Origin of the sequence: Allomuricauda sp. R78024, assembly GCF_044596045.1 — a bacterium.
Taxonomy (GTDB): domain Bacteria; phylum Bacteroidota; class Bacteroidia; order Flavobacteriales; family Flavobacteriaceae; genus Flagellimonas.
The window spans coordinates 2,944,457-2,957,738 of the sequence record NZ_CP138995.1; the positions used below are offsets into that span (position 1 = coordinate 2,944,457).

A 13,282-nucleotide genomic window follows, 5' to 3' on the forward strand; every position below is an offset into this window, starting at 1 on the left:
CCTGAAAAGATTAATAGAAAAATAAATTATGAAGATACCATTTTCTCCACCATATATAAATGATGAAGTTAAACTAGAAGTTTTAGATTCGTTAAACTCCGGTTGGATTACCACCGGTCCGAAGGTCAAAAAATTGGAAAGTGAAATTGAAAGTTATACAGGTGCGTCCAATGTTCTTTGTGTAAACTCTTGGACTTCTGGAGCCATTTTAATTTTAAAGTGGTTTGGTATTGAAGAAGGCGATGAAGTTATCATACCTGCATACACTTATTCAGCCACTGCCCTTAGTGTCATTCACTCTGGCGGTGTACCAGTAATGGTAGATGTGAATGCCGATTTTAACATTTCCGCCACGAATATTGAAAAGGCAATTACTGAAAGAACCAAAGCCATTATGCCTGTGGATATAGCGGGTTGGCCATGCGATTATGATCGCATCAATGAATTGGTAAGAAAGAAATCGCATCTTTTTTTACCTAAAACTGAAATTCAAGAACAGCTGGGAAGAATACTGGTTATCTCTGATGCAGCTCATTCCATCGGTGCTTTATATAAAAATAAAAATGCTGGAGTACTTACAGATATTACTATCTTCTCATTGCATGCTGTGAAAAATGTTACGACAGCTGAGGGAGGAGCTGTATGCCTTAATCTCCCGGAACCTTTTGATAATGGAACTCTTTACTCCAATCTTAGATGTTATTCGCTGAATGGACAAACCAAGGATGCTTTTACCAAAAACAAAGCTGGTGCCTGGAGATACGATATTATTTACCCAGGTCTAAAAATAAACATGCCTGACGTGTTAGCTGCCATTGGATTGGGTCAAATAACAAGTTATAGAACCGAAATTTTACCGAAAAGACAAGAAATATTTCAGGTATATAACTCTTTTTTTAAAAATAAAGAGTGGGCAATCTTGCCAAATTTTTCAAGTGATGGTTCCGTTTCATCTTGTCATATATATGCACTCAGAATTAAAGATACCACAGAACAAGAGAGAGATAAAATTATCGAACTGATTTCTAAAAAAGAGGTTGCCGTTAATGTACATTTTCAGCCACTTCCTTTGTTAAGCTTGTTTAAAGAATCTGGGTTTAAGATTTCTGATTTTCCAGTAGCATTCGACCAATACAAAAATGAAATATCCCTTCCAATCTATCCTCAGTTAAAAGACGGAGAAATAAAGTTTATATGTGATACCGTATCTGAATCTGTGGAAACTGTTTTAAGGTTTAAAAAAGCCAACGTTTAATCATGAAAAGAGTTTTAGATATACTTCTCTCATTATTGGGCATAGTTTTTCTGTTGCCTCTGATGTTGCTCATTATGTTAATCATAAAATTAACCTCTGCAGGACCTTTACTATATAGACAGCAGAGAGTTGGCTTAAACAATAAGGATTTTAAAATTTTAAAATTTCGGACCATGTACATAGGTTCTGATAAAAAGGGACTACTAACAGTCGGTGACAGAGACCCAAGAGTTACAAGGATAGGTTACGTTTTACGAAAATCAAAACTGGATGAACTCCCTCAATTGTTTAATGTTTTCTTTGGGGAAATGAGTTTAGTAGGACCTCGACCTGAGGTTAGGAAATATGTTGATTTTTATACGAAAGACGATTTAATGGTTTTAGAGGTCAAACCGGGAATAACCGATTATGCCTCTATTCATTTTAGAAATGAGAATGAGTTACTCAAAGATTCAGAAAATCCGGATACCAAGTATATCAAGGAGATTTTGCCAATTAAACTAAAATTAAATAAAGAATATATTAAAAGAAAAAGTGTTTTTGAAGATTTTAAAATAATCTTCAAAACCTTTTCCTCTATTCTAAATAAATAAATCGAAGCTCTTAAAATGGTAATTAAAGAAAATCCTTTTACTTCTTCCATATATAACACACATTGGTCTGATTGTTTTTACCAAAGTAAAACACTATCCACATTCAATTTTTTGAATGGAATTGCATTTACTAAAAATAAATATCTCCCACTCTACTTTAATGCTGGTAAAGGAAAGTCATATGGCATGTCCTACACATTAAAAAAATCGAATGAAATTAAAGACTTTGCCCATAAAACAATCTTTATATATGATGTGCTAGACTATTTTAAAATAGATAAATCAATTTCCGTTAAAGGATTAGGACTAAAAACATTGTTTTCCAATGAAGGGTATCTAGTGGAACTTGAAAGTTTTGATAATTTTGATTCATATCTAAATAATCAGTTCAACTCAAAACAAAGGCATAAACTAAGATCAAGTATAAAAAAACTAGAGAGTTCACATGATATTGCTTATGAATGGTACCATGGTGAAATAACAAAAGACACCTTTACTTCTCTTCTCAATGCTTTTTATGATTTTATTAATGTTAAATATGAAAATAAAAAAGAAAAGAATAGTCATTTAAAAACAGGGGTTCGGAGTTGGTACAACAAAATGCTTTTTCAAATGATTAATGAAAAAAAGGCCTCATTTTTTGTTATCAAAGATGGTGGAATTCCAATATCTGTCAATCTATGCTATCATGCAGATAATGTAATGTTTGGAGCTGCAGCTCTTGCCAATTTCAAATACAAATCTTACGGTATGGGGTCCATTGCCATTTTAAAGTCTATTCAATGGGCGTTTGATAATGATGTCTCATTTTTTGATATGTCTAAAGAGTCATTTGGGTATAAACACAGATGGGCTACAAAAAAGTACATTGCCAGGCATCATATGTTTTATGATAAAAAATCTCTAATTGCGGTTTCATTGGTGAACTTCATTTCAATTTTATACAAGATGAAACAATTGAAAAAAAGAATAAGAGTTAATTCATAATACGTAAGCAAAAGTGTTTCTGTATAATTACTCTCAATTGACTTAAAATTGTTTGGAGATAATTCAAAAAATGAATTCAACAACACATAACATGATATTAAAGAACAATCCTTTTACATCGGAATTATATGTAAAAAAATGGATGTCTAATTTTCATAACTCAGGAAATGCGAGACAGTTTAGCTTCATTGATGATATAAAATTTACAAAGCATTCTGTTTTGCCTTTATACTTTAATATAGGAATGTTCAAATCTTGTGGTATGTCATACACCTTGTCAGAAAAAACACAAAGTGACTTTAAACACAGGACTTTTCTAGTATATGATGTTCCCGAGTACTTTGAAGTAAGTACCGAAAACGCTCCAACCAGATTAGGAATCAAAAAGATTCCCCAATATTCAGGTTTTTTAGCAAAACTTGATGATTTTGAGGACATAGACGATTACCTCAAAAAACAATTTCCAGCAAAAAAAAGAAGAAAAGTATTATATCCCAAGAAACAGCTTGAGGAATCATTTAGCATTTCTTACGAGTTTTATTTCGGCTCAATATCAAGAGATTCTTTTGATTTGCTGATGAATTATCTCTATGACTTAATTGAGGCAAAATTTGAAAAAAAACAAAATACAAATAGTCATACAAAAGAAGGAATTCGAAAATGGTATGAAGATTTAATCTTCGACATGATAAATGAAAATCAGGCATCATTTATAGTAGCAAAAAACGAAGATACTCCAATTGCAATAACTTTAAATTACCATTCTGAAAATATCTTGTTTTCTGCTGTTCCCGGGACAGATATGGCATATTCAAAATATGGAATAGGTTCAATCATGAATATGAAAGCTATCGAATGGGCATTAGAAAATGGGTATTCTTATTTTGATTTATCAAAAGGAAGTTATGGATATAAACATAGATGGTCTACTATGGAATATAATTTTGAATACCATGTACTATACGATAGAAAATCTCCAATAAGTGTTTTAACAACTGCCTACATAGTTTTTTACTATAGGCTGAAACAATATTTGCGAAAAAAACTAAGAGGGTAATCTAAAATAATTAGTCCAGCACTATTTTGTGTAACAATGACTCTCCTTGAATAACATAGTAGTTTTCAGTCTTATGCTGATAGACTATTACATTTTTTATAGGTTGCGGTTTTGAAAATAACAAATCGTAAATAATTGATCTCAACTTATGATGAGTTTCTTCTATAAGAAAAACCCTATTTAGATTCTCCTTATTGAAATTGGCTAAATCTAATTCACTAACTTCAAATTTATCATTTTCTTTATCTTCTTTTTTCCCTAAATAGAACTTGATTCGAGAATAAACCTTATTGATGTTTTTATCTCTTAAAAACTGTTTAAATTTAAAATAACCGTACAAATAATTCCCCAAAAGCGCAGCTTTTATAGAGTTTCGGTCATATAGTATATGGTTTTCAAAGTAATAAGATTCATTTGCCCATCTTGTCTTGTAATCATAAGTTCCTTTGGAATAATCAAATTTCCTAATACCATTTTCAAAACACCAGCCCATTATTTTAATTATCAAAACGTGTCCTAAATTATACCTTCTAAAATCAGTATCGAATGTTGTTATTGCAAAATAAGCACGTTCATCAGATAGAAAACAAAATGATATCGCTATAGGTTCTTTATCACTGTAAATGACATTTAACGAGGCTTCTTTGTTCAAAATCATCTGGTAACAAAGGTCTTTGTAGTAATTCCTAAGTTTTAAGATGTTATTTTCAAGGCCTAACTCTCCAAATCTTTTTCCTATCAGTTCGATCAATTTTTCAAAATGAAATTCGTATTCTTCTACAGAAATGGTACCATGAAAAACTTTAAACGAAGTGCTAAAATTGCCATCTAATCTTTTGAGATATTTTCTAAGATTAGTTCGGCTTTTCGAAGAAAATTGTTTGGAAAAATAGTCCTCAAAGCAGTTGAAATCAGTTAAATTAGATAAGTACCCTTTATACTGAGGAACAATTCTAATTTTTAGATTTGAGTCAGACTTAATCCCCTTTCTAATTCTATCTGAGAGAACATCATAAATTAAAAAGGTTTTTCCTTTATAATCTGTTTTCTCTTTATTTATATCGTAGAACGTTCCATTAGTAATATTTTTTCCGACATTATAATAGAAAAAAGAAAGCTTCCCATTTATAAATCTTAAGGGATTAATAAATTTAAAGGATGAACTGGTGGCATTTTTCGAGAAATGCTGTGTCCAAGAAGAAATAAAATTTTCACCAAAAAATGGGTGGCGATTTTCCATATTGGCAGATTTAGATTGTTGCATTGTGCAAACATACCAATCCAATAGATTCCTTCAAATCATATACTTAAAAACACGTTGAAATATATCCAATTATCTTTAAAAGTATACATGTACTTACGCATGTTGAAAACATATTGATGAAAAATGAAGAAGGAGGCTTAGATAAGCCTCCTTCTTCATTTTTCATTACAGCCAAAAATTTTATTCAAGTTGTTTACTAATCCTGTGTTAAAGAATACAAATACTCCTCAATATTTGTGTACCCATTATCGTCAGAATCACCTGCACTATCATCTACATCTGGATTAAAACCATTAGCAATTTCCCAGCTATCTGGCATACCATCATTATCAGAATCAACCCTAGCAGTTCCTAAAGCCAAGTCAGGAAACCCTCCAACTTCTTCTTGTGTATCAATTATACGACCCGTTCCATTCCTAAATTCACTTAATATTCTTTCATCAACAGCATCTACATGCGGCACCTTTGCACCTGAATTCCCAAGAACATCCTCTAAAGCAACTGCCGGTCCTGTCGCCACTATATTACTACTAATTGGAGGTGAACTTTGCATTACAGAATTATATGTAGCATCGTATTCTACAGAATTACCTGGAACCACAAACACGTTATCTGAAATATAAGATTTTGTAGTATTCAAAGAATAATCACTGTCTGTAATATAATCTATCATTTGAGGATTACTTGATTTTGCTCCATCAGCTCCCGATTTATAATAGTTCCCTATTACGGCAAAAACATTTCCAGAACTAATACCAGAAGCATAACCAAAATTATAAACCACATTGTTAATCATCTCAAATGAGTTTCCTCCTCCAGAACGTATATTTCTTTCACTATTATGAGCAAGTAGGTTTTGATAGAAAGTGATTTTCTGGGCATTTAGACCTATCAACGCTCCTTTTGAATGAGCACCCTTGTCATGATGCGAGCTATTTAAAGCTTCAGAAATTATGCAATTTTGTATGGTAACGTTTTCTAAAGGGTCAGTTAATCTTCCTGCCATTCCTATATTTTCGTCAATTGCCCAACTAATAGAACAATGATCAAAAATCATATTGTCACCTCCCCTGCTCCCGAATAAGGAAAGCCCGTCATAATCGTCACTATTTCCACCAACAACAGTTCCATTTGCATTTTTGTAGCCGCCGTCACCGACTCTTATTCGTAAATACCTAAAAATAACATTGCTAGCGAATATTCTGATGGAAGCACCTGAGATGGTAACTCCTCCACTATTTGAAGGTGCGGATTGCCCGGCAATAGTGATGTCATCATTGTTTATAGTAATACTTGAAGACAAGTTTATTGTTCCTCCTACATCAAAAATTACTATTCTCGCTCCTGATTCTTCACAGGCAGCTCTTAACGAACCTTCACCACTATCATTCAAATTGGTAACTTTTATAACTTTACCTCCTCTACCGCCAGTGGCATTACTCCCAAAACCCATTGCAGAGGGAAAAGCCTTAAGTGCTCCTGAAATAAACTCTGTAGGTCCCTGTTCTTCTTCTTCATTTGTTTGCCCTTCATTGTCTTCTTCTACATTTGGCTCTTCTTCATTTTCCTCTTCTATGTTCTTTTCAACTTCTTCTTGGATAGATTCATAAAATAAATCATTGTCCTTGGCACAAGAACTAAGCAGGTTAATACAGGTAAAAAAGAAGATTACAAGCATTAGGTTATAAGAGATTTTCATGATGTGAGGTGTATTTGGGGTTTAAAATTATAGATTTAAAATAAGAGTGTCGTTGAAATACCGGTTTTTTCGATAAAATGCACTTTTTTATAAGAACCCATTGTTTCAACGAAATTTCTTTTTTGATATTAACTTGTTAAATGCACACCCCTTGTACGTAGTTTACCGATTAAATAGATCATCTCATCGGTGATTTTAACACCTTATTAGATGTTTTTTCGATGAACTACAGTTTTCGTTAACATCTTGAGAGTATTTGCTTCAAAAACACTCTTCAACATATCCAACTGATTTTTATTTGACCGATACAATAAGTATTTCATCAAAGTTTACCCAAAAAAGCCTTTAAAGCCATTTACTATTTTGATATTTGCCATATAAAATAATATGACATGAAGTTATTGGTGACTGGGGCCGCAGGCTTTATAGGATTCCATGTTTCTAAAAAACTATTAGAAAAAGGGCATGTTGTAATCGGCCTTGATTCTATTAATGATTATTATAGTGTAGATCTGAAATTAGCTCGTTTATCGGAGTTGGGTATTAGTTCCCAAAATGCTCAACGGTACAATGAAATGACACAAAGCGATACATTTTCTTCATTCAGGTTTATAAGACTAAAACTTGAAGATCGTGCTAACCTTCCAGATATTTTTAGAAATGAAAAATTTGATGCCGTTTGTAATCTTGCGGCACAAGCTGGTGTGCGCTATAGCCTAGAAAATCCTGAAGCTTACATTGATAGTAATATCTCTGGATTTTTAAACGTTCTTGAATGTTGTAGAAATTTTTCCATTGAGCATTTGGTATACGCTAGTAGCTCTAGTGTGTATGGTTTGAATAAAAAGGTACCATTTGAGACTACTGATAATGTGGATAACCCTATAAGCCTCTATGCGGCAACTAAAAAAAGTAATGAGCTCATGGCCCACACCTATAGTCATCTTTTTAAGTTTAAGACTACCGGGTTACGTTTCTTCACAGTATATGGTCCTTGGGGAAGACCAGATATGGCAATGTTCCTTTTCACGAAAGCAATTTTGGAAGGAAATCCAATAAAAGTTTTTAATAACGGTAAAATGGAAAGGGACTTTACCTATATAGATGACATCGTGATAGGGGTAGTAAAGATTCTTGAAAAAAAATCTTCTGCAAAAAAAGAAAATAACAAGCTATACAGTGTTTACAATATTGGCAATAATAGTTCTGTTAAACTTATGGACTTTATAAATGCAATAGAGCAAAAATTGAACCTTATCGCAAAAAAAGAATTCCTTCCTATGCAACCTGGAGATGTGCAAAAAACATGGGCCAATGTTAATGACTTAGTTAAAAACTATGCCTACTCCCCAAACACTCCTATTAAAAAAGGAGTTTCAGAGTTTATTGATTGGTACAAGTTTTTTTACAACAAGTAGCTCATTTATTCTTGCAAGTTTTCTTTTGAAAAAGATCTGAAAAAAACCAATAATGTTTTTACTCCTAACACTTAATCGAATTTAATTGGCATTTAAAATAAAAGCCATAAAAGTTAATTTTCTTTTGCTGATTTTTGCAGTCAATTTGTAAATCTCAATAATGAACGGTACAACACTTGATTTTGATTCCAAATATCTGGTTTTAGTAACTGGCGGTGCCGGTTTCATAGGTTCTAACCTATGTGAATGGCTTTTGTCCAATGGAAACAGGGTTCGTTGCCTAGATAATTTTGCCACAGGTAAAAAAGAAAATATTGAGCCTTTTTTGTCTAATAACAATTTTAGCTTAATTGAAGGGGACATCAGAAATTTAGAAGATTGTCAAAACGCCTGCAAGGATGCTGATTATGTGCTTCACCAAGCTGCTTTGGGTTCAGTCCCCAGATCTATAAACGACCCCATTACCAGCAACGAAGTGAATGTATCTGGATTTTTGAATATGTTGACCGCTGCAAGAGATGCTAAGGTAAAACGTTTTGTATATGCCGCCAGTAGCTCAACATATGGTGACTCTAAAGGTCTCCCGAAAGTTGAAGATATAATTGGCAAACCATTATCCCCCTATGCAATCACTAAATATGTGAATGAGTTGTACGCAGATATTTTTAGCAAAACATATGGCATTGAAACTATTGGACTTAGATATTTCAATGTATTTGGGAGAAGACAAGATCCAAATGGAGCGTATGCCGCTGTTATTCCAAAATTCGTTATGCAGCTGATGAATCATGAATCTCCTACAATTAATGGGGATGGAAGTTATTCAAGAGATTTCACCTATATTGACAACGTAGTTCAAATGAACATCTTAGCTATGATTTCCAATAAAAAGGAAGCTGTGAATACCGTATACAATGTGGCTTTTGGGGAACGTACCAATTTAAATGATTTAGTTGGCCTTCTAAAAGAGAACCTAAGCGTTTTTGATAGTGAAATTACAAAAGTAAATGTAATCCATGGAACGAACAGACAAGGAGATGTACCACATTCACTGGCTTCCGTGGAAAAAGCTAAAAATCTTTTAGGGTACAACCCAAAGTATAGCATTGAAGAAGGACTTAAAGAAGCTGTAAAGTGGTACTGGGGAAACCTGAGAAACTAGTATCCAATGTTTCTTGGTTCTCGGTAAACTTTCCAAGCTCAATTCTATTATATCAATATTTCTTGACAAGAAGAACTGATCTAAATAGTATTTTTGCCTTAATTTTTTAACAATTAAATTGAATCCTGAATGAATTTGACTGTAATAGGTACTGGTTATGTTGGACTTGTTAGCGGCACTTGCTTTGCTGAAATGGGAAATACAGTAACCTGTATAGATATAGATACAAAAAAAATTGAAAAACTTAGACAGGGAGTCATTCCAATTTACGAACCAGGACTAGAAGCAATGGTTCAAAGGAATATTCAAAACAGAACGCTTCATTTCAGTACAAATTTAAGCCACCACCTTGACAATTGTGATATTGCATTTATAGCCGTTGGCACACCCATGGGAGAAGATGGTTCTGCTGATTTGCAGTACGTTCTCCAAGTTGCAAAAGAAATAGGTCAGCATATGACCACCCCCCTTATAATAGTAGATAAATCAACAGTTCCCGTAGGCACCGCAGACAAGGTAAAGTCTACTATTGAGAAGGAGTTAACAGCACGTAATGTTAACATTGAGTTTCATGTGGTTTCCAATCCTGAATTCTTAAAAGAAGGAGATGCGATCAATGATTTCATGAAGCCAGATAGAGTAGTAATAGGGTCAGATGATTCAAATGCCACAAAAAAGATGAGGAGTCTTTATGCGCCATTCTTTAAAAGTAATGCCGATCGCCTTATTACAATGGATGTTAGATCTGCTGAAATGACAAAATATGTGGCAAATGCCATGTTGGCCACTAAAATTTCATTTATGAACGAAGTTGCCAATATCTGCGAACTCGTTGGCGCTGATGTAAATAAAGTTCGCATCGGGATTGGTTCTGATCAACGAATTGGATATAGTTTTATTTACCCTGGCAGTGGATATGGTGGATCATGTTTCCCAAAAGATGTCAAAGCCTTAAAAAAAACTGCTTCAGATTACGGTTATCAAGCACAACTCATAGGAGCGGTGGAAGATGTAAATGATAGACAAAAATTTGTGATTGCTGAAAAAATAATCAAAAGGTTTGGAGAAAACCTTTCCGAAAAAACATTTTCCATATGGGGCTTGGCCTTTAAACCTGGAACTGATGATATGCGTGAAGCTCCCGCCATATATGTTGTCAAAGAATTGAGCAAAAGAGGTGCAAAAATACTGGCATATGATCCCAAAGCTATTGACGAAGCCAAACACTTCTATTTAAAGGACGTTCCAAATGTAGATTATCGTGACTCAAAATATGAAGTTCTTGAAAATTCTGACGCTCTTGTTCTATTGACCGAATGGAAAGAATTTAGATCACCTGACTTCGATGAAATCAAAAAGCAGTTAAACCAAGCCATTATATTTGATGGAAGGAACCAGTACAATGACGCATTAATGCAGGAAAAGGGATTTGAATACTTCCAAATTGGAAAAAAATAAGAATTCAAAAAAATATGACTAAAAAGCTACAATCAGATTCTCAATTGCCTAAAAAAATCGATAGTATTGATTTTTTGAGGGTATTTGGTATAGGTATTGTGGTTCTTAGGCATTCCTTTGCCCCTTTTACTGGTTCTTGGAAAATAGGAGAAGTATTTAGCTATAGTGAATCAGCAAATGTACTTGGTTCTTACATTTCCACTATTTCAATGCCTCTTTTTGTTTTTATTTCCGGCTTTTTATACTGCTACCTAAGAAATAATCTAAAGAAATATAAAACGTATCCTATTTTAGTCAAAAAAAAGGTCAAAAGACTTCTTATACCTTTTCTATTATTGTCTCCTATATATATATACTTTTTCTTAGATTTTAATTCAACTTTAGAGTTTCTTAATTATATATGGGCCGGTCCTGGGCACCTTTGGTTTCTTTCAATGATTTTTTTGCTTTTTCTACTGTTTTATCCATTGGAACCCTACTTCAAAAAAAACATTTTAAAGAGCATAGTCATCATATTATTTTTGTTTTCACTGAGCCCTATTACACATTATATTGGCATTCCTACCTTGGCCAAGGTGTTCAAATACCTCCCTTTCTTTTACATGGGATATCTTTTCCATCTAAAAAATGAGATTGTATTGCATTATTTAAAAGGGAAATTCTTTTTGTTTTTTCTAATACACCTAACCCTTTTTGTTTTTTTCCTGATTCTTCCAAATTATATTGAAAATAGAATTTTAGGGAGCCTAATCGCACATTTCAAACTTATACCATTGGGGATTTTTTCTATCGCGTTCATCTATATCCTTTTTATCAAGTTAGAAGAACTTATGCCAGAAAGATTTAAGAAACCAATACAGTTTATCAATAATAACAGTTATTATATCTATTTAATTCACGAACCTTTTCTAAAACTATTTTATGAGATTGATTCCATCCAATATTTACCCATTTATCTAGTTATTGTGTTAGGGTTTACTACAAGTTTCATGGGATCCTTGTTTTTGGGAGAAGTAATCTTAAAATTCAAACTCGGCAGATTATTGATAGGTGCCGAAACTAAAAAATTAAAATTTAATCAATGAAAGAATCATCAAAAATCGCCGTAATAGGCTTAGGATATGTAGGGCTGCCATTAGCTCGTTTGTTTGCTACAAAATACCCTGTTATCGGTTTTGATATTAGTAAAAATAGAGTTGAAGAACTTAGAACAGGAGTTGATACTACCTTAGAAGTAGATAATGACGTTTTAAAAGAGGTTTTGGCCGATACAAGTGATATTCCGACCACTGGTTTATACTGCACAGATAGTCTTGGTGATATTTCAGATTGTAATTATTACGTTATTACCGTACCAACTCCGGTAGATAATACAAACAGACCCATACTAACTCCGCTATACAAAGCCAGTGAAACTGTAGGTAATGTTCTTAAAAAAGGTGATGTAGTTATTTATGAATCAACGGTTTACCCTGGGGTCACCGAAGATGAATGCGTTCCTGTACTAGAAAAAATGAGCGGTTTGGAATTTAACAAGGATTTTTTTGTGGGCTATTCCCCTGAACGTATAAACCCAGGTGATAAGGAACATACCGTAGAAAAAATTCTAAAAGTCACCTCAGGGTCAACACCAGAAATTGGAAAAAAAGTTGATGCCCTTTATGCATCTGTAATAACTGCCGGCACGCACCTTGCGCCAACAATTAAAGTCGCCGAAGCGGCTAAAGTGATTGAAAACTCTCAAAGGGATATCAATATTGCTTTTGTAAATGAACTAGCGAAGATTTTCAATTTAATGGACATTGACACTAATGACGTATTAGAAGCTGCTGGTACAAAATGGAACTTTTTACCTTTTAAACCAGGTTTAGTCGGTGGACATTGCATTGGGGTTGATCCATACTATTTAGCACAAAAGGCCCAGGAATATGGCTATCATCCTGAAATTATATTGGCAGGTAGGCGCATGAACGATGGCATGGGGAAATATGTTGCATCAGAAGTTGTTAAGCTCATGATCCAAAATGACATCAAAGTAAAAGATTCCAACGTTTTGGTTTTAGGAATTACTTTCAAAGAAAACTGTCCAGATGTTAGAAACACAAAAGTAGTTGATGTAATAAAAAACTTAGAAAATTATAGAATCAACATGGATATATATGATCCTTGGGTAGAACCTGAGATAGTATATAATGAGTATGAACTTAAAACACTTAAAGAGCTTCCGTCCAAAAAGTACAATGCCATTATATTGGCTGTTGCGCACAATGAATTTTTGAAACTTGACTTAAATGAAATGTTATCGGACAAGGGAGTAGTTTACGATGTAAAAGGTGTTTTAGAAAAAGTGGCCACTAAATCACTGTAGTTTGTGGTAATTTAATCCCTC

Annotated in this window: 11 protein-coding genes; 9 read left to right on the forward strand and 2 right to left on the reverse strand. The window is 33.5% G+C overall.

Going from position 1 to position 13,282, the window contains the following annotated elements; translation table 11 throughout:
• The first annotated feature begins 28 nt into the window (after positions 1-28).
• The 4 genes from SJY44_RS13275 to SJY44_RS13290 all read left to right on the forward strand — a co-directional run bounded on the left by SJY44_RS13275 (position 29) and on the right by SJY44_RS13290 (position 3,892).
• Complete coding sequence (locus SJY44_RS13275; RefSeq protein WP_396590088.1) at positions 29-1,255, forward strand: DegT/DnrJ/EryC1/StrS family aminotransferase; 1,227 nt, start codon at positions 29-31, stop codon at positions 1,253-1,255.
• Between the two features lie 2 nt (positions 1,256-1,257).
• The gene (locus tag SJY44_RS13280) at positions 1,258-1,848 is read left to right on the forward strand and encodes a sugar transferase (protein WP_396590089.1); all 591 of its coding nucleotides are present in this window, start codon (positions 1,258-1,260) and stop codon (positions 1,846-1,848) included.
• A 15-nt stretch (positions 1,849-1,863) separates the two neighbouring features.
• Positions 1,864-2,835: a GNAT family N-acetyltransferase gene (locus SJY44_RS13285; protein ID WP_396590090.1), complete on the forward strand. Its 972-nt coding sequence runs from the start codon at positions 1,864-1,866 to the stop codon at positions 2,833-2,835.
• A 70-nt stretch (positions 2,836-2,905) separates the two neighbouring features.
• Positions 2,906-3,892: a GNAT family N-acetyltransferase gene (locus SJY44_RS13290; RefSeq protein WP_396590091.1), complete on the forward strand. Its 987-nt coding sequence runs from the start codon at positions 2,906-2,908 to the stop codon at positions 3,890-3,892.
• Positions 3,893-3,902: 10 nt separating this feature from the next.
• Here SJY44_RS13290 and SJY44_RS13295 read toward each other — a convergent pair whose 3' ends face one another.
• Together SJY44_RS13295 and SJY44_RS13300 are read right to left on the reverse strand one after the other, a co-directional pair.
• A complete protein-coding gene (locus SJY44_RS13295) occupies positions 3,903-5,132 on the reverse strand; it encodes a GNAT family N-acetyltransferase (RefSeq protein ID WP_396590092.1) in 1,230 nt (409 codons plus the stop codon).
• 220 nt (positions 5,133-5,352) lie between these two features.
• Positions 5,353-6,855, reverse strand: a complete 1,503-nt coding sequence (locus tag SJY44_RS13300; RefSeq protein WP_396590093.1) for a polysaccharide lyase family 1 protein — start codon at positions 6,853-6,855, stop codon at positions 5,353-5,355.
• 392 nt (positions 6,856-7,247) lie between these two features.
• Here SJY44_RS13300 and SJY44_RS13305 point away from each other — a divergent pair, with 392 nt between their 5' ends.
• The 5 genes from SJY44_RS13305 (at position 7,248) to SJY44_RS13325 (ending at position 13,261) form a co-directional block, all read left to right on the forward strand.
• Positions 7,248-8,273, forward strand: coding sequence for an NAD-dependent epimerase (locus SJY44_RS13305; RefSeq protein WP_396590094.1), 1,026 nt, complete (start codon positions 7,248-7,250; stop codon positions 8,271-8,273).
• Positions 8,274-8,433: 160 nt separating this feature from the next.
• Positions 8,434-9,435, forward strand: a complete 1,002-nt coding sequence (locus SJY44_RS13310; RefSeq protein ID WP_396590095.1) for an SDR family oxidoreductase — start codon at positions 8,434-8,436, stop codon at positions 9,433-9,435.
• 129 nt (positions 9,436-9,564) lie between these two features.
• On the forward strand, positions 9,565-10,893 hold the full coding sequence (locus tag SJY44_RS13315; RefSeq protein ID WP_396590096.1) for a UDP-glucose dehydrogenase family protein: 1,329 nt from the start codon (positions 9,565-9,567) through the stop codon (positions 10,891-10,893).
• A gap of 14 nt (positions 10,894-10,907) precedes the next feature.
• Positions 10,908-11,978 carry an acyltransferase family protein gene (locus SJY44_RS13320; protein WP_396590097.1) on the forward strand — a complete coding sequence of 357 codons (1,071 nt, stop codon included), beginning with the start codon at positions 10,908-10,910 and terminating at the stop codon, positions 11,976-11,978.
• Entirely contained in the window at positions 11,975-13,261 is a 1,287-nt protein-coding gene (locus tag SJY44_RS13325) for a nucleotide sugar dehydrogenase (protein WP_396590098.1), read from the forward strand. The genes SJY44_RS13320 and SJY44_RS13325 overlap by 4 nt, the downstream gene beginning before the upstream one ends.
• Positions 13,262-13,282: the final 21 nt, after the last annotated feature.